The sequence below is a fragment of the Mesorhizobium sp. M1406 genome, assembly GCF_040317555.1.
Classification (GTDB): domain Bacteria; phylum Pseudomonadota; class Alphaproteobacteria; order Rhizobiales; family Rhizobiaceae; genus Mesorhizobium.
Genome location: NZ_JAMYKW010000014.1, coordinates 68,987 through 90,922 on the forward strand (window position 1 = coordinate 68,987; position 21,936 = coordinate 90,922).

25 protein-coding genes, 1 tRNA gene and 1 pseudogene are annotated in these 21,936 nt (G+C 61.7%); 18 read left to right on the forward strand and 9 right to left on the reverse strand.

The features are described from left to right. Nucleotides 1-43 precede the first annotated feature (43 nt). The 3 genes from NKH03_RS14655 to NKH03_RS14665 all read left to right on the forward strand — a co-directional run bounded on the left by NKH03_RS14655 (nt 44) and on the right by NKH03_RS14665 (nt 3,512). On the forward strand, nt 44-1,792 hold the full coding sequence (locus tag NKH03_RS14655) for a tetratricopeptide repeat protein (RefSeq protein ID WP_352968902.1): 1,749 nt from the start codon (nt 44-46) through the stop codon (nt 1,790-1,792). Nucleotides 1,793-1,975: 183 nt separating this feature from the next. Continuing rightward, on the forward strand, nt 1,976-2,779 hold the full coding sequence (locus NKH03_RS14660; protein WP_352968903.1) for an alpha/beta fold hydrolase: 804 nt from the start codon (nt 1,976-1,978) through the stop codon (nt 2,777-2,779). Nucleotides 2,780-2,894: 115 nt separating this feature from the next. Continuing rightward, nucleotides 2,895-3,512 carry a hypothetical protein gene (locus tag NKH03_RS14665; RefSeq protein WP_352968904.1) on the forward strand — a complete coding sequence of 206 codons (618 nt, stop codon included), beginning with the start codon at nt 2,895-2,897 and terminating at the stop codon, nt 3,510-3,512. On the opposite strand, the gene NKH03_RS14670 is transcribed toward NKH03_RS14665, so the two are convergent. Then, nucleotides 3,496-4,425 carry a metallophosphoesterase family protein gene (locus tag NKH03_RS14670; RefSeq protein WP_352865952.1) on the reverse strand — a complete coding sequence of 310 codons (930 nt, stop codon included), beginning with the start codon at nt 4,423-4,425 and terminating at the stop codon, nt 3,496-3,498. The genes NKH03_RS14665 and NKH03_RS14670 overlap by 17 nt on opposite strands. Nucleotides 4,426-4,478: 53 nt before the next feature. Here NKH03_RS14670 and NKH03_RS14675 point away from each other — a divergent pair, with 53 nt between their 5' ends. Continuing rightward, on the forward strand, nt 4,479-4,973 hold the full coding sequence (locus NKH03_RS14675) for an NUDIX domain-containing protein (RefSeq protein WP_352968905.1): 495 nt from the start codon (nt 4,479-4,481) through the stop codon (nt 4,971-4,973). A 1-nt stretch (nt 4,974) separates the two neighbouring features. Here NKH03_RS14675 and NKH03_RS14680 read toward each other — a convergent pair whose 3' ends face one another. Beyond that, the gene (locus tag NKH03_RS14680) at nt 4,975-5,967 is read right to left on the reverse strand and encodes a glutathione S-transferase family protein (protein ID WP_352968906.1); all 993 of its coding nucleotides are present in this window, start codon (nt 5,965-5,967) and stop codon (nt 4,975-4,977) included. A 268-nt stretch (nt 5,968-6,235) separates the two neighbouring features. On the opposite strand from NKH03_RS14680, the gene NKH03_RS14685 reads away from it, so the two are divergent. From NKH03_RS14685 to NKH03_RS14715, 7 genes and pseudogenes are all read left to right on the forward strand, one after another. Continuing rightward, a complete protein-coding gene (locus tag NKH03_RS14685) occupies nt 6,236-6,769 on the forward strand; it encodes a GNAT family N-acetyltransferase (protein ID WP_352968907.1) in 534 nt (177 codons plus the stop codon). A 62-nt stretch (nt 6,770-6,831) separates the two neighbouring features. After that, the gene (locus tag NKH03_RS14690; RefSeq protein ID WP_352968908.1) at nt 6,832-7,593 is read left to right on the forward strand and encodes a 3-hydroxyacyl-CoA dehydrogenase; all 762 of its coding nucleotides are present in this window, start codon (nt 6,832-6,834) and stop codon (nt 7,591-7,593) included. 105 nt (nt 7,594-7,698) lie between these two features. Next, nucleotides 7,699-8,175 (forward strand): annotated as a pseudogene (locus tag NKH03_RS14695) (CoA transferase); the annotation flags it as partial. A gap of 86 nt (nt 8,176-8,261) precedes the next feature. After that, on the forward strand, nt 8,262-8,804 hold the full coding sequence (locus NKH03_RS14700) for a CoA transferase (protein ID WP_352968965.1): 543 nt from the start codon (nt 8,262-8,264) through the stop codon (nt 8,802-8,804). Between the two features lie 4 nt (nt 8,805-8,808). After that, nucleotides 8,809-9,588 carry a HugZ family pyridoxamine 5'-phosphate oxidase gene (locus NKH03_RS14705; protein WP_352968909.1) on the forward strand — a complete coding sequence of 260 codons (780 nt, stop codon included), beginning with the start codon at nt 8,809-8,811 and terminating at the stop codon, nt 9,586-9,588. Between the two features lie 155 nt (nt 9,589-9,743). Further along, the gene (locus NKH03_RS14710) at nt 9,744-10,088 is read left to right on the forward strand and encodes an ArsR/SmtB family transcription factor (protein ID WP_023760638.1); all 345 of its coding nucleotides are present in this window, start codon (nt 9,744-9,746) and stop codon (nt 10,086-10,088) included. A gap of 164 nt (nt 10,089-10,252) precedes the next feature. Further along, nucleotides 10,253-11,056, forward strand: coding sequence for a TrmH family RNA methyltransferase (locus NKH03_RS14715; RefSeq protein ID WP_352880911.1), 804 nt, complete (start codon nt 10,253-10,255; stop codon nt 11,054-11,056). Nucleotides 11,057-11,058: 2 nt separating this feature from the next. On the opposite strand, the gene NKH03_RS14720 is transcribed toward NKH03_RS14715, so the two are convergent. Together NKH03_RS14720 and NKH03_RS14725 are read right to left on the reverse strand one after the other, a co-directional pair. After that, nucleotides 11,059-12,189 carry a coiled-coil domain-containing protein gene (locus tag NKH03_RS14720; protein ID WP_352865937.1) on the reverse strand — a complete coding sequence of 377 codons (1,131 nt, stop codon included), beginning with the start codon at nt 12,187-12,189 and terminating at the stop codon, nt 11,059-11,061. Nucleotides 12,190-12,441: 252 nt separating this feature from the next. After that, nucleotides 12,442-12,978 (reverse strand): DUF1134 domain-containing protein, encoded by a 537-nt coding sequence (locus NKH03_RS14725; RefSeq protein WP_352865935.1) that lies wholly within the window; start codon nt 12,976-12,978, stop codon nt 12,442-12,444. A 413-nt stretch (nt 12,979-13,391) separates the two neighbouring features. On the opposite strand from NKH03_RS14725, the gene chpT reads away from it, so the two are divergent. Next, a complete protein-coding gene (gene chpT, locus NKH03_RS14730; RefSeq protein WP_352627522.1) occupies nt 13,392-14,021 on the forward strand; it encodes a histidine phosphotransferase ChpT in 630 nt (209 codons plus the stop codon). A 236-nt stretch (nt 14,022-14,257) separates the two neighbouring features. Then, nucleotides 14,258-14,662, forward strand: a complete 405-nt coding sequence (locus NKH03_RS14735) for a response regulator (protein ID WP_352880905.1) — start codon at nt 14,258-14,260, stop codon at nt 14,660-14,662. 106 nt (nt 14,663-14,768) lie between these two features. Here NKH03_RS14735 and ctrA read toward each other — a convergent pair whose 3' ends face one another. Beyond that, a complete protein-coding gene (ctrA, locus tag NKH03_RS14740; RefSeq protein ID WP_006203583.1) occupies nt 14,769-15,464 on the reverse strand; it encodes a response regulator transcription factor CtrA in 696 nt (231 codons plus the stop codon). A 451-nt stretch (nt 15,465-15,915) separates the two neighbouring features. Here ctrA and NKH03_RS14745 point away from each other — a divergent pair, with 451 nt between their 5' ends. Beyond that, entirely contained in the window at nt 15,916-16,293 is a 378-nt protein-coding gene (locus NKH03_RS14745; protein ID WP_056595903.1) for a hypothetical protein, read from the forward strand. On the opposite strand, the gene NKH03_RS35020 is transcribed toward NKH03_RS14745, so the two are convergent. After that, complete coding sequence (locus NKH03_RS35020; RefSeq protein WP_502913518.1) at nt 16,186-16,701, reverse strand: winged helix-turn-helix transcriptional regulator; 516 nt, start codon at nt 16,699-16,701, stop codon at nt 16,186-16,188. The two genes, NKH03_RS14745 and NKH03_RS35020, sit on opposite strands and share 108 nt — an antisense overlap. A 202-nt stretch (nt 16,702-16,903) precedes the next feature. On the opposite strand from NKH03_RS35020, the gene NKH03_RS14755 reads away from it, so the two are divergent. Continuing rightward, nucleotides 16,904-17,308 carry a hypothetical protein gene (locus NKH03_RS14755; protein ID WP_352968910.1) on the forward strand — a complete coding sequence of 135 codons (405 nt, stop codon included), beginning with the start codon at nt 16,904-16,906 and terminating at the stop codon, nt 17,306-17,308. Nucleotides 17,309-17,491: 183 nt separating this feature from the next. On the opposite strand, the gene sciP is transcribed toward NKH03_RS14755, so the two are convergent. Further along, entirely contained in the window at nt 17,492-17,767 is a 276-nt protein-coding gene (sciP, locus tag NKH03_RS14760; RefSeq protein ID WP_013529904.1) for a CtrA inhibitor SciP, read from the reverse strand. 311 nt (nt 17,768-18,078) lie between these two features. Here sciP and mnmA point away from each other — a divergent pair, with 311 nt between their 5' ends. Continuing rightward, nucleotides 18,079-19,269: a tRNA 2-thiouridine(34) synthase MnmA gene (gene mnmA, locus NKH03_RS14765; RefSeq protein ID WP_352968911.1), complete on the forward strand. Its 1,191-nt coding sequence runs from the start codon at nt 18,079-18,081 to the stop codon at nt 19,267-19,269. A gap of 185 nt (nt 19,270-19,454) precedes the next feature. On the opposite strand, the gene NKH03_RS14770 is transcribed toward mnmA, so the two are convergent. Next, nucleotides 19,455-20,414: a Gfo/Idh/MocA family protein gene (locus NKH03_RS14770; RefSeq protein ID WP_352968912.1), complete on the reverse strand. Its 960-nt coding sequence runs from the start codon at nt 20,412-20,414 to the stop codon at nt 19,455-19,457. Between the two features lie 239 nt (nt 20,415-20,653). On the opposite strand from NKH03_RS14770, the gene NKH03_RS14775 reads away from it, so the two are divergent. Beyond that, a tRNA-Met gene (locus NKH03_RS14775) sits at nt 20,654-20,730 on the forward strand. Between the two features lie 160 nt (nt 20,731-20,890). Then, nucleotides 20,891-21,475: a hypothetical protein gene (locus NKH03_RS14780; RefSeq protein ID WP_352968913.1), complete on the forward strand. Its 585-nt coding sequence runs from the start codon at nt 20,891-20,893 to the stop codon at nt 21,473-21,475. 32 nt (nt 21,476-21,507) lie between these two features. Here NKH03_RS14780 and NKH03_RS14785 read toward each other — a convergent pair whose 3' ends face one another. Next, nucleotides 21,508-21,936: a hypothetical protein gene (locus NKH03_RS14785; protein WP_352968914.1), complete on the reverse strand. Its 429-nt coding sequence runs from the start codon at nt 21,934-21,936 to the stop codon at nt 21,508-21,510.

The window sequence follows — 21,936 nt, forward strand, 5'->3', positions numbered from 1 at the left end:
ATGATCGCGCCTCAACCTGTGCCGACTTCGAGAGGATCGACACTTGCAGCATGCCACGCCTGCCGCCCCCGCAGTGCGCGAGACACTGGAGCGACTGCTTGCCAGCCAAACGTTCGGACGATCCGAACGCGCGCGCAAGCTGCTCCGTTATCTTGTCGAACGTGAACAAGCCGGAGAAGCCGACAGGCTCAAGGGCTTCTCCATCGCCATGGATGTTTTCGGCAAGGACGGCGATTTCGATCCGTCCACCGATGCCGTCGTGCGGGTGCAGGCAGGCAGGCTGCGCGAGCTTCTGCAGCACTATTTTGCCAATGAGGGCGTTGCCGAGCCTGTCCGCATCGCCATTCCGCGCGGCGGCTATGTTCCTGCCTATGAATTGAACGCCATAAGGCTGCCGGATCTCAAGCTGGATAGCGCTGCATCCGCCGATCGACCCAACGACGCCAGTGTGCCGGATGCGGCGCTGCTGACTTCCGCGACGCCCTCGCCCACGCCCTCGGTGGTGCGCCATCTCCGTTTCTTCTGGATGGCGATCGCCCTGGTCATCGCCATGCTGGGTGTACTGATCCTTCGTCAGGGCGGCAGTGCCTTGCTGACGGGCGGCGACATGTCGACAACGCTCGAGACCGTCCGCGCGACCGGAAGCATCGCGTCATCGGCAATGGCTGACGACCTGCCGCAAGTCTATATCGGCCTCAAGGCCGAAGGCACGTACGCCAGCCGTGTCGCCGCGTCGCTGCGCGCCGGCTTGAGCGGCTTCGATACGATCGACTTCATCGGCCGCGACACCGTGGCCGATCCGGCCGAAGATGCCACAAGCTTCATATTCGACATCCTGCCCGGACCGGACACGGGCGATATCACGATCGAACTGCAAAGCATGGCGTCCGGACGGGTGCTTCTTTCGCGCAATTTGACCCCTGCCGACAGCGCTCCTGCCGCGATCGAAGACCGTATCGCCGACATGCTGAGTTCAGCGCTTCCCGCCTCGGGCACGATCTACAACTATATCGAGCAGGCCGGTGCGCCAAATGGTCTGACGCAATGCCTGCTGCTCAACGACAAATATTATCTCGACCAGAACGCCAGGACCCATGAGGCTGCCTATCGGTGCCTCGAGAAGCTGGCCAATGGCGGCACGAAATCCTCGCTGGTCTATTCGGAACTTGCCTCCCTGCATCTGGAAGCGGTCTCCGATCATTATGTCTATCCGCCCAATGCGACGATCGAGAAGGCGGTGGAGTTTGCCCATCGCGGCGTGCAGATGGGGCCGACCAGCCCTTATGCGCATCGCTCCTACGGCTACGTCAGTTCGCGCCTCGGCAATACGGACGAAGCGATCCGCTGGATGCGCAAGGCCTATGAACTCAATCCCTACGACCTCGGCATGGCCGCTGCTTACGGCTATGGGCTGATCTTCGCCGGCCGATACGCGGAGGGAACGCCGATCCTTGACCATGCAGCGGAGACCTTCAGCGGGCACTCGACATGGTGGGATTACGGGGTGTTCGTCGGTGAGTTCATGCTCGGCGACATGAACAAGGCAGTCGCAGCCAGCATGGCGTTGAGAACGACGGCAACGAAATCGCACTATCTGGCGGCGCGGCTGATCGGCGCCAAGGCCGCCGGACAGGACCATCTGGTGAGCACGCTGCTGAAACAACTGACCACCGAGTTCCCTAAATTTGCCGCCGATCCACGTGCGACCTTCGTCGAGCGGAAATATCCAGCCGACCTGACCGACCGGCTGGTCCAGGCGCTGCGCGCGGCCGGGCTCGGCAACCCAAGCTGACACCAATCGACATCCGCGGATTGGGCGCCACGTTCCGGTGGATTTGATCGCCACTACCGGCTGGTCGCCGAGTTCTGTCCGCGACCGTACAAATCGCGAAAATTTTACTGGCCATCACGCTAGACTCGGAGCAATTCAGCACAATTAGTGTCGCGCATCCCGCAATAACAAAAATCAGTTTTCATGACCGCATCGCTTTTTGCCGCCGAACAAGGTGTTGGCTCGAAGGCCATCGTCCTGCTGCATGGTTTCGGCGGTTGCCACGATGTCTGGCGCGAGGTGATTTCCTCCCTGGCGCCTGCAACGCACACGCTGGCCTATGATCTGCCGGGGCATGGGCTGTCGCTCGATTTTCCCGCCGCTGGTCCGGCCAAGGTGGCGGCAAGGGCCGTGCTCGCCGATCTCTCGGAGCGTCGCCTGAGGCGCGTTCATCTCGTGGGCCACTCGATGGGCGGTGCGGTGGCAATGCTGATGGCGTTGGCCGAGCCCGGAAAAGTCGCTTCGCTGACGCTTCTGGCGCCGGGGGGCATTGGCCAGGAGATCAACGGACCCCTGTTGCGCCGCTATGCCGGTGCAGCGGATCGGTCCGAGATACGGTTCTGCCTCGCCGCCATGTCGGGACCATCAGCCCGGCCGCTCGATCACACCGTGGACATCCTCTGGGAAATGCGCGGGCGGCCCGGCCAGCTGGAAAAACTCGTCGAGATCGCAGCCGCCATGACCAAGGACGACCGGCAAGGCGTCATCCCGCATGATCGCCTCGATGGGCTGAACATACCCGTGATGGTGGCGTGGGGAACCGACGACGCGGTGCTGCCCTTTACCCAGGCGCATGATCTGCCAGCGCATTTTCATGTGCACCATGTGCTGGAGGCCGGCCACATGCTGGCCGAGGAAGCACCCGGCCTCGTCGCCGAGATCATTCGCCGCAACACCAACCGCCGCGCCAGGCCGCATCGCCAGAAATTCGCGGCGGCGGCCAACTGACCTTTTTTCGCGCACAACAACCTTCGTGCGCGCCTCGATCCCGTCCATCTCTCCAGTGCATTTTGCCGGCGGCTGTGTTAACGCCATGTTAACCAAACCCGCGAGGCAAACGCCGATGAAGGAAGCAGGCGAGAAGACCATCGACCAGTCGAACAAGCTGTCCGATGCCATCCGTGATGTGAAGAATGCCTTCGCCGACCGCGATGACGTCGTCGTCGATATGCGCGAGGCGCATCGCATGCGCCTCGATCTGCTCGCCGCCGATCTGGCGCCGGTTTTTGCCGATGTTCCGGCCGACATGGACAATTTCGACTTTGTCGTCTCGTCCGGCTTGCAGCCGCGCCTGTGGATCGACGCCGTCAGCCATGTCGCCATGGGACGCGACCGCCGCACCTATCGCTTCCTCAAGGACACCCGCATCGGCCGGGTGGTGCTTGCCGAATCCACCGAAATGAAGTCGGTTGCCGATTCCGTGACGCGCTATGTCGCCGAGCGCATCGTCGAGCGTCAGAGGATGATGGAAGGCGGGGTCGAGCCGGCTGTCGCCGGCATGAAACGCGCCGATGTAGCGGAAGCCGAACCGCCGCTGCGCCCAGTGACGAGCAGCAACGGCTGGTCGGCCTTTCTGTCCGGGCTTGGCCTGATCGCCGCCGGTGCCCTGGTCGGACTGGTTGTGTCGGTCGTCTTGTTCTGGGACCGTATCGCCGCCATGATTATCAGCTTGCGGCCATAACGGCTCCGGGCTCCGTGCCAAGCTCCAGCGTCTGCAGGTCGGATGGCGGTATGGACGGCCCGGTCAGGCCGCGCCGCGTCAGCCGTATCCGCCAATTGCCCTTTTCGCCGTCGATGTCGAACAGATTGTACTGCGCCGCCGGGTGCTTGCCGCCCGGTGCCTGGCCCGCGGCGGCAACGCCGACCGCCGGGATCCTGACGCCTCTACCGCCGATGAAGAACAGCGACGGCAGATGCGAATGGCCATGCAGGACAAGTTCGGCACCATGACGCCGAATGATCTTGTGAAAGCGGGCGATACCGAACAGCCGCTTGTGCTGCGGTACCGCGCCGCGCACCGGCGGATGGTGGATCATGATCGCCCGAAACAGCCCTTGTTTGGCCGTTGCGTCGAGCAGCTTGCCGAGCCGGGCCGCCTGGCCTTCCATGAAGAAACCGTTGGCCATGAAGGGTGCCGTGGCGCGTGCCGTCGAGACGCCGATCAGGGCGACTTCGCCGCGCACTCGCAGATAGGGGAACGCGTTGCGGTCGACCGGCGTGTTGACGCCGTCGCCGCTCATCCACGCCGCCCAGGATCGGCAGACCTTGTCGAAGGCCCCGGGCACATAGGCATCGTGGTTGCCCGGAACGACCGAAACATCATGCGGCGGTCCCAGCGTCTCCAGCCAATGCCTGGCCATCTCGATCTCGCCGTCGAGCGCCAGATTGACCAGGTCGCCGGTGACGGCAAGGTGGTCAGGCGTGTTCGCCTTGATGTCGGCGACGATCGTGTCGATGACGGCGTCATGCATATGGCGGCGGCGGTTGCGCTGCCAGTTGACGTAGCCGAGCACGCGCTTGGAGGCGAGATCACGATAGGATACATCGGGGAGCGGCCCAAGATGGACATCGGAAATATGCGCGAGCCTGAACATGCATCCTTCATAGGCGACCCGCGCTTGGCTTTCCAGCCACGGTTTCGGGCCTGATGGTGAAGCCTGAAGATGCCTTCCGCCAGACCGGCTGGGCGGGTCTGAGGGCCAGGCTGTTCCATCTCCATTTCGTGCTGCGACGGCCGATGACGCTCGGCGTGCGCGGTCTGATCCACGACATGGCGTCCAATTCCATCTTCCTCATTCGCCACACCTATGTGCCGGGCTGGCAGCTTCCCGGCGGCGGTGTCGAAGTCGGCGAGACGCTGGCCGAGGCGCTGGCACGCGAACTGGCCGAGGAAGGCAACATCGCACTGACATCACCGCCGATGCTCAAATCGATGCATTTCAACCGCCGCGCCAGCCGGCGCGACCACGTCGGCTTCTACGTGATCGAGCACTTCAGCCAGACGGCGCCAAAACTCCCGGACCACGAGATCGCCGAAGCCTGCTTCTTCCCCCTCGACCGCTTGCCCGAGAAAACGACGCCCGCGACGCTGCGGCGGATCGCCGAGGTTTTTGACGGCGAGCAGCCCTCGCCTTACTGGTAGATCAGGCCGCCGCCCTGCTGAACCGCGCCCGGTCATGCCGTGCGCCATAATCCAGTTTCGGCCCGACGGGCACGATCCGCGTCGGATTGATCGTTTCGTGGCTGCCGTAATAATGCGCCTTGATGTGGTGCAGGTTCACGGTCTCGGCGACACCAGGCACCTGGTAGAGATCGCGCAGATAGTTGGACAGGTTCGGGTAATCGGCGATGCGGCGCAGATTGCATTTGAAATGGCCGACATAGACCGGGTCGAAGCGCACCAGCGTGGTGAACAGCCGCCAGTCGGCCTCGGTGATACGGTCGCCGACGAGATAGCGCTGTCTTGACAGCCGCTCCTCCAGCATATCCAGCGCCGCGAACAATTCGCCGAACGCCTCCTCATAGGCGCGCTGCGTGGTGGCGAAGCCGGCCCGATAGACGCCGTTGTTGACCGCGGGATAGACCAGCGCATTGATGCGGTCGATGTCGCGGCGCAGCGCCTGCGGATAGAAATCGGGGCTGGCATCGCCCCATTCGTCGAAAGCCGAATTCAGCATCCGGATGATCTCGGAAGATTCGTTGGAGACGATGGTTTGCTCCTTCTTGTCCCACAGCACCGGCACCGTCACCCTGCCCGAATAGTCAGGATCGGCCATGGTGTAGATCTGGTGCAGGAAGTCGAGGCCGTAAAGCGTGTCGCCGGTGGCGCCGTCCTCGGCCACGAACGTCCAGCCGTTGGCGCCCATGAAATGATGCACCACCGACACCGATATGATGCCTTCCAGCTTCTTCAATACGCGAAAAATCAACGTCCGGTGCGCCCACGGACAGGCAAGCGAGACATAGAGATGATAGCGGCCGGGCTCGGCCTTGAAGCCGCGCGTTCGGCCTTCGGCCGCCGCCCCGTCAACGGTGATCCAGTCGCGCCATTGCGACTGCGTCCGCACGAACCTGCCGCCGTTGTCCGCGGTATCATACCAGCGATCCTGCCACCTGCCTTCAACCAGCAATCCCATGCAAATCTCCTTGCGTCCTATTGGCCTATTTAAGCGCAACATTGGCCTGTCGAAGACGTCAGGTGCTGAACAGAGCGTCACTTGGCCGAAACGACGCACTAAAACGGCCGATTGCAGCGGCGGAAAATTGATGCTAGCGGACAATCCGCATGTTCGACTTTGCTTTGATCCGGTTTGACCGACGACGAAAGGGCGCCCGCGCTTAGCGCTGACTGGCGAATGCTGCCGTTTGCAGCAAACCTTTCCTCCTTACCGGAACGCAAAGACCATGAGCCTTGCCGACGTAAAATACCTGCCGGAAACCCCGGCGCACGACCTCCAGATCGAAGCCATCAACGACGAAGCCTTCGGGCCCGGCCGCTTTGTGCTGGCCGCCTACAAGATCCGCGAAGCCGGAGGGCACGAACGCTCGTTGTCTTTTGTCGCCGTCGAGGGCGACATGGTCGTCGCCTCGGTGCGCATGACCCGCATCGCCGCCGGCGCCGGTCGCGCGCTGATGCTCGGGCCGCTTGCGGTGCGGCCGGCCTTCAAGAATCTCGGCATCGGCCGCCGGCTGGTGGCGATCGCGCTGGAGGCCGCCGCCAAGACCGGTGCGCCCGCGATCATGCTGGTCGGTGATGAACCCTATTACGGTCCGCTCGGTTTCAAACGGATCCCGCGCGGCCAGATTTCGATGCCGCGCCCTGTCGATCTCGACCGGTTGCTGTCGCACGAGATCGTGCCGGGCGCGGTCGCCAGGCTCTCGGGCGAGGTCTGTCACGCCGATCAGGCCAGGGTTGCCGCGATCGCGGCGATGGCTTGACCTTACCCATCGATCTGGCGCCTGATCCGTCCCACTGTTCCTGAGATCAAAAGGATGACGCCATGAACCCGAACGGCCAGATCGCGATCGTTACCGGCGGCGGCTCCGGTCTTGGCGAGGCAACGGCGCGGGCGCTGGCCGCCAAGGGCGCCCGCGTCGCCATCTTCGACGTCGGTATTGACCGCGCGGCCAAGGTCGCGGCCGAGATCGGCGGCATTGCCGTCCAGTGCGACGTCAGCAGCGCCGACAGTGGGACAGCTGCACTTGCCGACGTCGCCGACAAGCTTGGCGAGCCGCGGATCCTGGTCAATTGCGCCGGCATCGCCATTGGCGTGAAGACGATCGGCAAGGATGGCCCCCATCCTCTCGATCAGTACCGCAAGGTGATCGAGGTCAATCTGATCGGCACGTTCAACATGATCCGCCTCGTCGCCGAGCGCGCTTCAAAGCTCGATCCGCTGCAAGGTGGCGAGCGCGGCGTCATCGTCAACACCGCTTCGGTTGCCGCCTATGACGGCCAGATCGGCCAGGCCGCCTATGCGGCGTCCAAGGGAGGCGTCGTCGGCATGACGCTGCCGGTGGCGCGCGACCTTGCCCGTTCAGGCATCCGCGTCTGCACCATCGCGCCCGGCATCTTCAAGACGCCGATGATGGCCGGCATGCCGCAAGAGGTGCAGGATTCGCTGGGCGCCGCCGTACCCTTCCCGTCGCGCCTCGGCGAACCATCCGAATATGCCGCTCTCGCCCTGCACATCATCGAGAACCAGATGCTGAACGGCGAGACCATCCGCCTTGACGGCGCCATCCGCATGGCGCCGAAATAGACGGACATGAGCACCGGCCCGTCCGCTGCCGGCAAGACCGGCCCGCTTGCCGGGCTGAAGGTGATCGAGATGGCCGGGCTGGGCCCCGTGCCGCTGGCCGGCCTGATGCTGTCGGAGATGGGCGCCGAAGTGCTGCGCATCGAACGGACGGGGACCAGCCAGCCGCTCCTGCCGCTCCCGGATGACTACAACATCGACCGCCACGGCCGCGCCATCCTGCGTCTTGACCTGAAGCGCCGGGAAGGCGCCGATCTGCTGCTGCGCCTTGCCGAAAACGCGGACATGTTGCTCGAAGGGTTTCGCCCCGGTGTCATGGAACGGCTTGGCCTCGGCCCGGAGGCGGTGCTGACGCGCAACCCGGCGCTGATCTACGGCCGCATGACCGGCTTCGGCCAGGACGGCCCGCTCTCCGGCCGCGCCGGTCACGACATCACCTACCTCGCCTATTGCGGCGTGCTGCACGCAATCGGCCACCCGGACGACCGCCCTGTCCCGCCGCTCAACCTCGTCGCCGACTATGGTGGTGGCGCCATGATGCTGGTAGCCGGCCTGCTGGCCGCGCTGTTCCAACGCTCGCGCACGGGCAAGGGCGAGGTCGTCGACGCCGCGATGGTCGAAGGCGCCTCGATGCTGGCGGTGCCTCTGCACGCCTTCGTGGCAGCCGGGTTGTGGAGCGACAAGCGCGGCGCGAACCTCTCGATTCCGGCGCCCCCTTCTACGACACCTATGAGACATCGGACGGACGCCATATCGCCATCGGCTGCCTCGAGCCGCAATTCTTCGCCGAATTCGCCAGACTGCTGCCGCTCGACGAGCGCTTTGTGTCCGGCCAGTACGACAAGGCGCTGTGGCCGCCGATGCGCGCGGCGATTGCCGATCGGGTCCGGCGGAAATCACGCGACGACTGGGACCTGCTGTTTACCCAAACCGATGCCTGCGTTGCTCCTGTCCTGTCGCTGCATGAGGCGAAGCAGCACCCGCACAATCGGGCGCGCAACTCCTTCGTGATGGCGGGCGCACTTGAGCGCCCTGCCCCGGCGCCGCGTTCTCCGGCTCGCGGCCGACACCGGCGACCAGGCTCGCCGACAACGATCTCGCCCCGTCGAAGGTGCTGGCACGTTTCGGGTTTTCGAAAAACGAGATCGACGACCTTGTCAAATCCGGTTTGTTTGACAGATAATTGGAGAAAGAAAATCCACTTATTGCGGTGATGCCTTGGACGAACCGAAGAAGGACGTGATCCGCGAGACGGACGCCGAAGCGATCCGGCTGGCGAAGGCGCTTCTGCGCAGCCCCCGCTTTGGCGCGCTGGCGGTGATCGAACCGCAAACCGGCTCGCCGCTGGCCAGCAGGGTCGGCGTGGCCACCGACATCGATGGCGCGCCGCTGATCCTGGTGTCGATGCTCTCGGCGCACACCGGCGCCCTGCTTGCCGATCCGCGCTGCTCCCTTTTGCTTGGCGAACCCGGCAAGGGCGACCCGCTTGCGCACCCGCGCCTGACACTGGTCTGCCGGGCGGCACGGCTCGAGCGCGGATCAAGCGAACACGCCCGCACCGAGCGCCGTTATCTCAACCACAATCCCAAGGCGAAACTTTACGCCAGTCTCGGCGACTTTTCGATCTTTCGCCTCGAGCCGCAACGCGCCAGCCTCAATGGAGGTTTCGGCAAGGCCTATCATCTCGATCGGTCGGATCTGCTCACCAGCGGGCCGATCGTCGAGGAGCTTGCGGCGAGCGAGCAATCCGCCATCGATCACATGAACGCCGACCATCTTGACGCAATCGCCGTGTATGCCCGGCATTTCGCGAGAGCATCCGCCAACGGCTGGACCATTGCCGGCTTCGATGCCGATGGCATGGATCTGGTATCGGGTGATTACACTTGCCGGGTTTTCTTCCCGCAACCCCTGGTGGCAGCGCGCGAATTGCGACACGTTCTGGTCGAGATGGCCAGGAGCGGCCGGGCCTCGGTCGACGCCGGAGACTGGACTTAATTATGTTTGATCAAAAGCAACACTTGAGATTTAAATGAAATGCTCTACCTTTTGCTGGTGGCGCTGAATCGCCAGCGCCGGTTGACAAGTGAGTTTATGGAATCAGACGCCATTGCCCCCATGGCGTCGGGATGAACAAGAAGCATGGGGCATCAATGGTCTCGACAAAGCTAATCGTCAACGCCGAATCCGCGGCCGAATTTCTCATGCTGATGGGCAATGAGAAACGGCTGTTGATCATGAGCTATCTCGCCGACGGTGAAATGTCGGTCGGCGCCATCGCCGAGAAGGTGATGCTCAGTCAATCGGCACTATCCCAGCATCTGGCCAAGTTGCGTGCGCTCGACCTCGTCGACACCCGCCGTGACAGGCAGATGATTTACTATTCCTGCAAATCCGACGCCGTGCGCGAACTGCTTGTCATGCTGGACGGCATTTTCGGCAGCGGCAAGGATGACTTGTCCCAGATGGCGCACCGTTTGCGCCGTGCCGGAACCTGACCGTCCTGTAGCCGCCTCGCCGGCGATTTCAGAGCCGACATGCGCTAGGGCGCATGGAGCTAGCTGACCGTCCCGAATTGTCGCATCGTGCTTTCCGAACCCAAAGGTGAGCGCCGGGAAATCGGCCCGGATTTTCGAGCCGATGCGACGGCGGCGAGGAACGCATGGACCCTATTCGCATCGACGACCCGCAAGATCCGCGCGTCGCTGCCTATCTCGACATCCGTGAGCGCGATCTCGCCGGCCGGCAAGGCCGCTTCGTCGCCGAAGGCAAGGTGGTGCTGGACCTGCTGTTCTCGGCCGGACGCTTTGGCGCCGAATCGGTTCTGGTTCTGGAGAACCGGCTCTCCGGCCTCGAGAGCATCCTGCGCAAGGCGCCGGCCAACCTTCCGGTCTATGTCGCCACCAGCGCGGTGATGGACGCAATCGCCGGGTTTCACATGCATCGCGGCATCCTGGCCATGGGCCGCAAGGGGACGCCGCGGTCCGCCGAGGCCCTGATCGATGCCTTGCCGGCCGGGGCACTGGTCGTGGTGCTCGTCGGCATCGCCAATCATGACAATATGGGTTCGATCTTCCGCAACGCCGCCGCCTTTGGTGCCGACGCCATACTGCTGGACGCGACATGCTGCGATCCGCTCTACCGCAAGGCGATCCGCGTTTCAGTCGGCGCCGCGCTCAAGATCCCTTTCGCGTCGTTCACCGACGCCGCCGGCTTCATGGCAATGCTCGGCCGGCGGAACTTCGAACAATTCGCACTGACGCCACGCGGGCGGACCGACATCCGCGATGCGCAAAGGAGCGAACGCCTGGCACTCTATCTCGGCACTGAGGGCGAAGGCTTGCCGGACAGCCTGCTCGCGCGCTTGCACACCGTGCGGATCACCATGTCGAAAGGTTTCGACAGCCTGAATGTCGCAGCCGCATCAGCCATCGCCCTGCATCATTTTTCGGCCAAAGAGACCTGATTTCAACTTGTCGCGTCAGCCTTCTGCAGCGCCCGCACGCGGTCGGCAAGACTGCGGTTGCCGGAGCGTACATCCGAAGGGGCCGCCAAGGCCTTGTCGATCGGCGAACCAGGCCCTTCGAGCTTGGCCGTCAGGTGGACAACCTCCGCCGCCAGTTCGTTCATCTGCTCGCGCAGGGCGGAGCTGACCTCCGCGGGATTGGACGCGGCCAGCGCTGTGAGATCCGCCTTCAGCCGCTTGTTCTCGAGCGCCAGCGCCGTCAGCCTCGCCTCTAGCCGCTCACGATCGCTGTCGAGCTTGGCGATCGCTTTGTCGAGGTCGTCGCTCCTGGCGGTTTCGCCGGCCTTGCCGACCAGCCGCAAGTCCGGTGCGCTGTCTTCGCCTTTCGATTTTTCTCGCATGCGCGCCAGTTCCTTTTCGCGGCGTTCAAGCTTGTCCTCGCGGTCGGCAAGCGTCGCCAGCAGCCGTTCGACCTTCTTGTCGAGCTCAGCGGTCCTTTTCTTCTCGGCTTTCAGCGCTTCGCGTGCTGCCTTGCTTTCGGCCGCGATCTCCTGGCCGCGCCTGTCCGCCTCCTTGCGCTGGCCCCGCAGCAGCGCAATGTCGCTGGCGAGTTTCTGCATTTCGGATTCGCGCGCGACGAGCTCGATCTGCCGGCTGCTGGAGGAAAAACTGGCGTCGTCATACATGCGCTCGAGCTTTTCAAGCTCGAGCGCGCGTTTTTCCAGCTTGCGTTCGGTTTCCTTGAGTCGCTCCGAAAGCTGCCGCAACTCGCTCTCGCGTTGATGCAACGCCTCGGTCGTGACGCCCAGCTCGGTCAGCGCCTGGCTTTTGTCCATGCGCTCGACCGCCAGCCCTTTCAGGGCCTCGCGACCGCGATTGATCTCCACGAGTTGCTCAGCCGCCTTCTCGCGCAACGCCTTGACGATGATTTCGAGGCGGCGCGTCGACATGGCGTACTCGGCGCGGATGCGATCCTTGTCCGCTTGGATTTCGGTTTGCGTCAGGGGGATCGAGCCTTCGATACGTCGACGCGTCAGGGTGACGGCGCGACGCCATATGGCCGGAGCCACCATAAGCGCCAGAAAGCCGGCGCAGAGAAAGCCGAGAACGAAGAACAGGACCGACTGGACCAAGTGACTACCCGTTGTGGACGGCAACCATCAAACCAATGCATGTCGTCCAAAAAATGAGAACCGGTTTGGGGCAACGACATGCAACAAGATAAAACCAAAAACGCGTCGAGCGCTTTTGACCGTGCCACGTTGACATGGCGGAAATCCAGCGTTGCGGCAAGGGTTTGCCGCAACTTGACGGGTTTAACGCTTGTCGCCCAAAAGTGGCCCGGTTTTGGGCTAGCGACATGCATAAAGCCAAAGACCTTTAGCTCAGAACGGATTCCACGTCGCGCGCTCGGTAAGCTTCAAATAGCCGAGATTGACGCCGAGCCGGGCACCGACGCCGGTACGGATCGGCACCAAAATCACATTATTGTTCTTCAGCACGTTGAAGCCGACACCTGCCACCACATAGGCCGAGCCGGCGACGCCGCCATAGCGGTTGTAGAGGCTGCCCACATCATCGAGATTGTAGACCAGCATCATCACTCGCGAGCCCTCGCCGCCGAAGTCCCAGCCGAGCGACGGGCCTTGCCAGAACACTTTGTGATCGCCGGCATTCTTGGTGTAGAGCGTGCCTTCGCCATAGGTCAGACCGCCGATCAGCGCGCCCGAGCCCTCTTCGCCCAGCAGATAGCCGTTGGGCAGGCCGTAGGAAGCAAAGATCTTCTCGACGACCGTGGCGAGCCCGCCCGATGTCGCGCCGAAGAACTTGTGACCGGAATCGACAATCTCCTGAGCGGTATATTCCTGGGCCCGTAGGGCTGAAGTCGAGAAGGCGAGAACGCCCATGAGCGCAATCGCCATTGAGATGACACGAACAAACGTCCGGTCTGGGACACGGAAAAAAGTCCGGCCATAGAATCGGGAAAACATGCTTCCAATCTCCGTCAGGGAGCACCTTCGCCGACGCCTCGCACCCCGTACGGCTCTTTTAGCCGGCCGTTAGGGGTAACTGTTACGGGCAAACTATGCCGTAATCCTTTTTCAACCATTAAGCTCCCACATGAACATGGCGGTTCAAAGGCTGTTTAGGGTCGCTCAAGTGGGGTCGGCAGCCTTCGTGAACGCCATTTGCCATAGCCACAATTTGGATTTGTTGCTGCACGCACGGACGCTGTGTATTCAGAAAGTCCGAGGAGAGAGAGCGTGATTCGTGTGGGCAGGCGACGATCGATCGCTCGGCCATGAATTGTAAAATTTTGCTGGGATTTTCGCCGATGGCCGATCTGTTCACCCTTTCCGCACCCGATCTGGCGGCGCTTTTGTGCAGCCGGGTCTGCCACGACATCATCTCGCCGGTCGGCGCGATCAACAATGGGCTCGAACTGCTCGATGAAGGCGGCGCCGACGAAGACGCCATGAAGCTGATCCGTCAGAGCGCCCGCAACGCTTCGGCCCGCCTGCAGTTCGCCCGCATCGCCTTCGGCGCCGCCGGCTCGGCCGGCATGCTGATCGATACCGGCGATGCCGAAGCGGTCGCCATCGCCTTCCTCAAGAACGAGAAGCCGGAACTGACCTGGAACGGGACCCGCGCTCTGCTGCCAAAGAACAAGGTCAAGCTGCTGCTCAACCTGATCCTCGTCGCCAACGCCGCCATTCCGCGCGGTGGCAAGCTCTCGGTGACCCTGGAAAACCTCGAGACCGAGCCGCGTTTCGCGCTCGCCGCGGCTGGCCCGATGCTGCGTGTGCCGCCGAAATTCCTCGAACTGCATTCCGGCCACAAGCCGGAAGAACCGATCGACGCGCATTCCGTGCAACCCTATTACACGCTGCTTCTGGCGCGCGAAGCCGGTATGACGATATCGATCCACGCGACGCCTGAAGAAATCGTGTTTGCGGCGGCCTGATAGCGCGGTCGAGAAGCCAAGTACTTTTACATCGAAATCTGTAATTCCGGCTGATTGGCATGAAATTCGTTTAGTTGCCTAGGCGGCATTGAAGCATTCGCGAATAAAAGTCAGCAGCCGCCATCTTTGCAAAAATTTTACCTAACGCCTTTTCGGCTTCTTTACCGGATTGGCCTATGGTGCCTCTCGATGCCCCCGACGCTGCCGGATTGCCAGACGGCAAAGAGGACCCGGAAATGAAACGCTGCATGTTCGTCGACGATTCAAGCGTCATCAGGAAGGTTGCAAAACGAATCCTGGGCGGCTCCGAAATGGTTATCATCGAGGCCGCCAGCGGACTTGACGCGCTGGAGATGTGCGCCGCCGATATGCCCGACATCATCGTCGTCGACGGCGCCTTGCCTGACGTGGCGGCGGTCGATCTCATCCGTCGCGTGCGCGCCATGGAGAGCCCGATAAAGCCGCAGATCCTGGTTTCACTGGTCGAGCTCGATATCGCTTCGATCATGCGGGCCAAGCGCGCCGGCGCCCAGGGCTATCTCTTGAAGCCGTTCAACCGGTCGCAATTGCTTGAGCGTTTTCGCGCCTTGAGGATCGCGCCTGATTCGGCGGTGGTGAGCAATTCCAGGAAGAGTGCGTGACGGTTTTCTGCTGGTAATTGCGTAAAACGGATGCTCATCAGCCCATCACGCAAAAAACCCGGCAGAGCCGGGTTTTTTATTGAATAAGTTAGAACGTGTTCTTCGCTCAGGCGCTGACGCGGATGTCTTCGGGTTCGCGCAGCACATAGCCGCGACCCCAGACCGTCTCGATGTAATTCTGGCCGCCGGATGCCGCATCGAGCTTTTTGCGCAGCTTACAGATGAAGACGTCGATGATCTTCAGCTCAGGCTCGTCCATTCCGCCATAAAGGTGGTTGAGGAACATTTCCTTGGTCAGCGTCGTGCCCTTGCGCAGCGAGAGCAGCTCCAGCATCTGGTATTCCTTGCCGGTCAGGTGCACGCGCTGGCCGCCGACTTCGACGGTCTTGGCATCGAGGTTGACCACGAGGTCGCCGGTGGTGATGACCGACTGGGCGTGCCCCTTGGAGCGCCGCACGATGGCATGAATGCGGGCGACCAGCTCATCCTTGTGGAACGGCTTGGTCATATAGTCGTCGGCGCCGAAGCCGAGGCCGCGTACCTTGTCCTCGATACCGGCCATGCCGGAGAGGATGAGGATCGGCGTCTTTACCTTGGAAAGGCGAAGCGTCCTCAAAACCTCGTAGCCCGACATGTCAGGCAGGTTGAGATCGAGAAGGATGATGTCGTAATCGTAGAGCTTGCCTAGATCGACGCCCTCTTCACCGAGATCGGTCGTGTAGACGTTGAAACTTTCCGATTTCAGCATCAGCTCGATGCTTTGTGCGGTTGCACTGTCATCTTCTATCAGCAGAACACGCATTTCATTCCCCTTTTCTGCTGCCGGACCATTTCACGACCCGTCCGGACCCGGAGCAGTGGTTGCCTTGTGCAGAGGCTGCCATTAAATGGTTAACAAAACCTAATTTCCCGTCCATGACGGTACCAGATTTTTTAACCTCTTTCTACACCCTCTTGAATCTAATAACGAATCTCAGAACCAAATCCTAATGCAACACATCAACAATCTGGACTAAGTGACTCCAGGGACTCATCGACATCGCTTCCGCATCGGCGGCCGGAATTTTTACCCGGCCTTAAGTCCTGACCCGTATGATTAACAATGCCCGTAAACGAATGGTTACCGCCGGCAAAAAACTTTAGGGTTTTGTTTCCCATAGTTCGGGGAAAGGCGGTGGACACGGGTGCGGCCTGGGCCCTTCCAGGTGGTTTGGACGATAAGTGCGGGTGTGCGTTTCCGGGAGTACCGAATCATGAAGTCACGTGAAAACCTCGTTCGGCTGAAACAGTTTCAGGTGAATGAGAAGCGGCGGCAGCTGCTGCAGCTCGACATGATGATCGCCGAGTTCGAACGCATGGCCGTCGAGCTGGAGCTTCAGATCACCGCTGAAGAAAAGAAGGCCGGCATCACCGACATCAACCATTTCGCCTATCCGACCTTCGCCAAGGCGGCGCGTTTGCGCCGCGACAACCTCAGAAATTCGCAAAGTGACCTCGCTCAGCAGCGAAGCACTGCCGAATCATTACTCGGCGAAGCTGAAGCGGAGCTTTCCAAGGCGGAAATGCTGGAATCGCGTGACACCAAGATCCGCGAAGCCGAAGTCGGCGGCCGCAGCGCCATGATCGGCTGAAGTCCGGCCCGCACGCGACTCCGGCGCTTGCCAACCCGGCGGGCGCATGACCTCGGCCAGCCTTGGCGGCAAGGTCGCCAAGAGAACTGGAAGCCACCTAGGCGGCCAAATCGCCTTCATATTCGGCAGCCGCCCGCGCCCTGGCATCTTGATGTCCGGTGCATGCTGTTCCGCCCATGACCGTATCTGGGTAAGCAGCATCTGGGTAAGCAGCCCCGCCAGGCTCTGGCCGAGATCCGTCAATTCATATTCGACGCGCGGCGGGATCCCCGGGAAGATCTCGCGCAGCACCAGTCCGTCACGATCGAGAACGCGCAGCGTCTGCGTCAGCATCTTCGGCGTGATGCCTTCGAGCTTGCGGGCAAGCTCGCCATTGCGCAGCCGGCCTTTGCGCAGCGCGCAAACCACCAGATAGACACCCGCAGCGCGATCGTCTCGCTCGACCGTGAAGCGAGATCGGCGATGTTGAAGAAGCGGATACGCGCTCGCGAAGTCATACGGGAAGAACCAATTCGAGCAGAACCGCTTATCGGTCCTTAAGGTTTCTAACCCAAGCTACCGAAGTAAGAGCCGAGGAATACTTGGATTCTTAGATATTGGAACAAAACTCGTGGAACATTCTGGCGGCGTCGAGGAAAAGCGCAGATGGGTTCGAAGGAACGTCAATTTCCTTGTTCGCCTCATCTTTCCATCACATGGCCTGCGCGAAGTACAGAGCAACAATTTTCGCATGCTGGACCTGTCCGAAGGTGGAGCGGCGCTGTATGTCGGCAGCTTTTCCGGCAGTCCGGATTACTTTTACCTGCAATTTGGTGATGATAAATCCGAACTGGTAAGCTGCTATCTGGTCCAAAGAACACAGCACGCGCTGAGTTGCCGATTCGCCAGTCCCCTCCCAACCGCACAGATCGACGCTATTATCGCTCAAAAAGAGATGGACCTCACCATCGAAAGTCACTTTTTGGAGACGAAAGAGGATTTGGTCGACAGTTTTCTTGGCTCGTTTGTGAAATAGATTCCCGATCGCTGGGTGCGGCATTCATCTCGCGATTTTTAAGAAGAGGTGCGCGATCATGTCTCGCCCTCCGAGGGTCGGCGAGCATGTCCATGTAGCGCGGATCGCGATGGGGTAGGCGAGCGAAGAGCAGCGGTTGCGCCGCCCCTTAACTCACGATCGCCGTTCCTGAAGCGAATATTGCTAGTGCCGGTATTGCTGGATGCGCGTCGTGCGCAGCCCGGCAAGGCCATATTCGTCGATCGACGCCTGCCAGGACAGGAATTCCTCGGTGGTGAGCTTGTAGCGTTGGCATGCCTCGTCCAGGCTCAAAAGCCCGCCGCGCACTGCCGCAACCACTTCCGCCTTACGCCGGATAACCCAGCGACGTGTATTCGTCGGCGGCAGATCGGCAATCGTAAGAGGACTGCCGTCAGGCCCAATAACATACTTGACTCTCGGTCTAACCAGATCGGTCATCGTACTCTCTACAAAAAACTCAAAGACCCAATCCCCGCCACGTTACCGCCACAGCTTTAAAAATTGCCTAAGCAGACCCTAATGACTAGGTAAGGATCATGAACGCCGCGTTAGTCTTTTCACCGGCATTTGAACCATCTGCCCGCAAACCCTGGTCTGCCGGGGAACAGACCCCGGTTCGCCGGGGAAAATGCATCCCCTCACGCGGATCGACCGCCCCCCCGTGAATCGCCCTGCCCGCTGGCGCGCCGGTAAAGCTTGACCTATATTCTCGACATTGGCATTGAGACGCCGCGTAGAACGAAAGCATCATGAACAGTCTCGATCTTCCCGGACGTCCCGAAACCAACCGCATCGTCGTCGCCATGTCGGGCGGTGTCGATTCATCGGTCGTCGCTGGCCTGCTGAAGCGCGAAGGCTATGATGTCGTCGGCGTCACCTTGCAGCTCTACGACCATGGCGCGGCGACGCACCGGGCCGGCTCATGCTGCGCCGGGCAGGACATCGACGATGCCCGCCGCGTCTCCGAGACGCTCGGCATCCCCCATTATGTGCTCGACTACGAGGAGCGCTTCCGCAAGGCGGTCATCGATCCCTTTGCCGAAAGCTATGTCGCCGGCGAGACGCCGATCCCGTGCGTTTCCTGCAATCAGACGGTGAAGTTCGCCGACCTTTTGGCCACCGCCAAGGAGCTTGGCGCCGACGCGCTGGCCACCGGCCACTACATCCGCTCCGGCGCCAACGGCGCCCACCGCGCGCTCTACCGGCCGGTCGATGCCGACCGCGACCAGAGCTATTTCCTGTTCGCCACCACGCAGGCGCAGATCGATTATCTGCGCTTTCCCCTCGGCGGCCTGTCGAAGCCGCAGGTTCGCGCCATTGCCGAGGAGATGGGGCTGACCGTTGCCGCCAAGCAGGACAGCCAGGACATCTGCTTCGTGCCGCAGGGCAAGTATTCCGACATCATCGCCAAGCTGAAGCCGACCGCCGCCAATCCAGGCGACATCGTCCATATCGACGGCCGCGTGCTCGGCCGCCATGAAGGCATCCTGCGCTACACGATCGGCCAGCGCCGCGGCATCGGCATCGCTTCCGGCGAGCCGCTTTACGTCGTCCACCTCGATGCCGACCGCGCCCGCGTCGTGGTCGGCCCGCGCGAGGCGCTGGAGACGCACAAGATCTATCTGCGCAACATGAACTGGCTGGGCGACGGACCGCTCACAGACGTCCCCATCGGCGGCCTGGAGCTGTTCGCCAAGGTCCGCTCGACGCGGCCGCCGCGCCCGGCCGTGCTGCATCATCGTGCCGGCGCCACATGGGTGGAACTGGTCGACGGCGAGTCCGGCATCGCGCCGGGCCAGGCCTGCGTGCTCTACTCCGACGACGTCAACGAGGCCCGCGTGTTCGGCGGCGGTTTTATCGAGCGTTCGGAGCGTGGCGCCGAGGCCGAAGCCATGCTGACCCGGCTGGCCGCCAGGCCGGCGCAGATTCCCGCGGAATAGGGGCTCCGTCCTCTCGGAGACCGTTTCGAAATTCGCTCTGGCGAGTCATATAGTGGTGTTTTCGAGAACCGGCACGGAGCGGACATTTGGGTCCGTGAGCACAGTTCTACTGCGTCGACGCAGTAGAACGGGGAAGCGCAGAAAATGCCACCAGATGGCCGCCGGAGTAGAATTTCCAAACGGTCTCAGGACTTGGTGTGGGTGACCGTGCCGGCGGTCAGGATGCGCAGCACCCTGATCGCTTCCTCGCCGCTGGTGCGCGGCTCGGCACGCGTCTCGATGCAGTGGATGAAATGCTCCAGCTCGCGCGTCAGCGGCATGCCTTGGGCAACCCCGACATAGGACGGCTCATTGGTGGTGAAGGCCCATTGGCCGCTGTCCTGCCACACCGCGTGGCGGTAGACGGCAAGCTTGCGTTCCCATGGCTCGACATCGTCGAACACCGCCATCGCCTTGGTGCCGACCACGGTCAGCCGCCGCTCGCGATAGGGATTGAGCCGCGAGGTGAAGAGATGGCTGCGCAGGCCGTTGGGAAAGCGCATGTGCAGATGCGCGAAGTCGCTGAGATTGTCGAGGAGCGCTGCGCCCTCGCCGCGCACCTCGATCGGCTCGGTGCCGGTGATCGCCAGGATCATCGACAAATCGTGCGGCGCCAGGTCCCACAGCGCGTCGTTCTCGGTGTGGAACTTGCCGAGCCCGAGCCGGTGCGAGTGAATGTAGCGGACTTCGCCGAGCTCGCCCTTGTCGATCAGCCCTTTCAGCGTCTCGAAAGCGGGATGGAATCGCAGGACATGGCCGACCATGAAGACGCGGCCATTGTCCTTGGCCGCCTGCACCGCACGCTCGGCGTCCGGTACCGTCAGAGCGATCGGCTTTTCCACCAGCACGTCCTTGCCGCTCTCGACGGCACGCACGGCAAGGTCGGCATGGAATTGCGCCGGCAGTGCCATGACGATAGCGTCGATATCGTCACGGACGAACAGCTGGTCCGGCTCGATCGCCAGGCAATCTTGCTCGCTGGCAAAGCCTTCGGCACGGGCCCGGTTGGTGTCGGAGACCGCGTGCAGCGCGCCGAGCGCCTTGAGGGTGCGGATATGGTTGCTGCCCCAGTATCCGCAACCGAGGACTGCAATGCGCGGCTTCATCTGTTTCAAACTCTTAAACTCGTGGCCGAGACATAGCGACGTGCCACCGCGAACTCAACCCCGGCGGCGGCAACCAAATCTCCGGGCGACAAAGCTTTTCGATAATGACGATAAGCCGGCAAGCTGGTTGCTTCGAAGCTTGACAGGCTCACCCTCCCAACCTTATATCCGCGCGACCTTGGCGAACGCCCCCGACATGCCTTTCGATTTGAGGCGGATTTCGGGCCTTTCGCCGCCCTGGCGGGGTAGCTCAGTTGGTTAGAGCACGGGAATCATAATCCTGGGGTCGGGGGTTCAAGTCCCTCTCCCGCTACCAATTTTTCTTCAAGTTGATCAGCGGCTTAGATGCAATCGATCGCATCGGGCGGCTGATTTCATGTCGCAGCATGTTGCAAGCGACTACCGTTGATTTCCAAGGGTTTCCTGCGAGTATCCGCCATCCGTGCGACATGGACGCGACATGAGAGGGGGACCGAATGGCCAGGCTGCAGAAGCCGGCGAAGCTACTGGACTACGCCAAGCAATACTTCGGCGCCATGGTGGCGGCTATTGGCGGTTTGGGCGTCATTGTTGGCGGGGGAGTGGCCGTCTACGCTCATCGCGACTGGTTCGGATTCGCAACGTCTTACGTAACAATACGGCCAATGGCATCGACGAAGGAGTACATGCGCCTCCTTGCCGAGAATGAAGGAAATCGGCCGGCGTCGATAGGCAGGGTAAGTGGCGAATTCCATTTTGCAGGGACGATTAAGTCCGCCTTCAGCGGCAACCTGCGTCTCGACCTCGAGGAGGGCGATAGTGTCATTCCGGCCGAAGGTTCACAGACACTGCGAGTTCATTTTGCCGACCGTGCTCGCTTGGACACGCTTGAGAGCTATCTTTCGGGTGTGGGCGATTTGAACGACACTCAATGCGTATTTGGGTTTGAAGTCATCAACTACGACGGACACCGGGAACGCCTCCAGGCTACCTTCGACTGTCGGTTGTTCCTCGGCCAGTATCTCGGCATTGGTAACAGCAACCTCCCGCTCCGATATCCAGCAGATAGCCCGCCACCGTGAGGCAGCGGGCCAAATGCGCAACGTCGCGTATTTCAGTAGCGGTAGTGGTGCCTATGGTGGCGGTGATGTCTGTGGTGGTAGTGCCGGTGGTAATACCGATAATAGTGCCGGTGATGGTATCGGTAGAACGGGCGATATGGCACGGCATAATAAGGATCGTCGTAGTAGTAAGGGCGATACAAGGGGCGCCCGAAGCTACCAAAACCGCCGTAATAGCCTCCGAAGGGCGAGAAGAGAAATTGCGCCTGTGTCGGTGAAGTGACGGCGGCAGTTGTGGCAAACGCGAGCACGGATGCGAATATCAGCTTCCTCACGGTTACCTCCATCGTTTCGATGGCAAATAACGCCGACGCTGGCCGACTCGTTCCTAGTCGCAAGCAAAAGCCCGCTACCATCGGCAGCGGGCCATCCGGTTTCGCCGTAGATGTCCGGGCAAGGTTCGGCGTCGCCGCCTTGCTCAT

What these genes read in the sequence shown, in the direction of transcription:
- NKH03_RS14660 (WP_352968903.1), top strand. Translation starts at nt 1,976, where the DNA reads ATGACCGCATCGCTTTTTGCCGCCGAACAAGGTGTTGGCTCGAAGGCC.
- NKH03_RS14785 (WP_352968914.1), bottom strand. Translation starts at nt 21,936, where the DNA reads ATGAGCAAGGCGGCGACGCCGAACCTTGCCCGGACATCTACGGCGAAA.
- ctrA (WP_006203583.1), bottom strand. Translation starts at nt 15,464, where the DNA reads ATGCGTGTTCTGCTGATAGAAGATGACAGTGCAACCGCACAAAGCATC.
- NKH03_RS14710 (WP_023760638.1), top strand. Translation starts at nt 9,744, where the DNA reads ATGGTCTCGACAAAGCTAATCGTCAACGCCGAATCCGCGGCCGAATTT.
- NKH03_RS14745 (WP_056595903.1), top strand. Translation starts at nt 15,916, where the DNA reads ATGAAGTCACGTGAAAACCTCGTTCGGCTGAAACAGTTTCAGGTGAAT.
- NKH03_RS14675 (WP_352968905.1), top strand. Translation starts at nt 4,479, where the DNA reads ATGGTGAAGCCTGAAGATGCCTTCCGCCAGACCGGCTGGGCGGGTCTG.
- sciP (WP_013529904.1), bottom strand. Translation starts at nt 17,767, where the DNA reads ATGACCGATCTGGTTAGACCGAGAGTCAAGTATGTTATTGGGCCTGAC.
- NKH03_RS14680 (WP_352968906.1), bottom strand. Translation starts at nt 5,967, where the DNA reads ATGGGATTGCTGGTTGAAGGCAGGTGGCAGGATCGCTGGTATGATACC.
- NKH03_RS14690 (WP_352968908.1), top strand. Translation starts at nt 6,832, where the DNA reads ATGAACCCGAACGGCCAGATCGCGATCGTTACCGGCGGCGGCTCCGGT.
- NKH03_RS14665 (WP_352968904.1), top strand. Translation starts at nt 2,895, where the DNA reads ATGAAGGAAGCAGGCGAGAAGACCATCGACCAGTCGAACAAGCTGTCC.
- NKH03_RS14735 (WP_352880905.1), top strand. Translation starts at nt 14,258, where the DNA reads ATGAAACGCTGCATGTTCGTCGACGATTCAAGCGTCATCAGGAAGGTT.
- NKH03_RS14670 (WP_352865952.1), bottom strand. Translation starts at nt 4,425, where the DNA reads ATGTTCAGGCTCGCGCATATTTCCGATGTCCATCTTGGGCCGCTCCCC.
- NKH03_RS14770 (WP_352968912.1), bottom strand. Translation starts at nt 20,414, where the DNA reads ATGAAGCCGCGCATTGCAGTCCTCGGTTGCGGATACTGGGGCAGCAAC.
- NKH03_RS14715 (WP_352880911.1), top strand. Translation starts at nt 10,253, where the DNA reads ATGGACCCTATTCGCATCGACGACCCGCAAGATCCGCGCGTCGCTGCC.
- NKH03_RS14685 (WP_352968907.1), top strand. Translation starts at nt 6,236, where the DNA reads ATGAGCCTTGCCGACGTAAAATACCTGCCGGAAACCCCGGCGCACGAC.
- NKH03_RS14725 (WP_352865935.1), bottom strand. Translation starts at nt 12,978, where the DNA reads ATGGCGATTGCGCTCATGGGCGTTCTCGCCTTCTCGACTTCAGCCCTA.
- chpT (WP_352627522.1), top strand. Translation starts at nt 13,392, where the DNA reads ATGGCCGATCTGTTCACCCTTTCCGCACCCGATCTGGCGGCGCTTTTG.
- NKH03_RS14780 (WP_352968913.1), top strand. Translation starts at nt 20,891, where the DNA reads ATGGCCAGGCTGCAGAAGCCGGCGAAGCTACTGGACTACGCCAAGCAA.
- mnmA (WP_352968911.1), top strand. Translation starts at nt 18,079, where the DNA reads ATGAACAGTCTCGATCTTCCCGGACGTCCCGAAACCAACCGCATCGTC.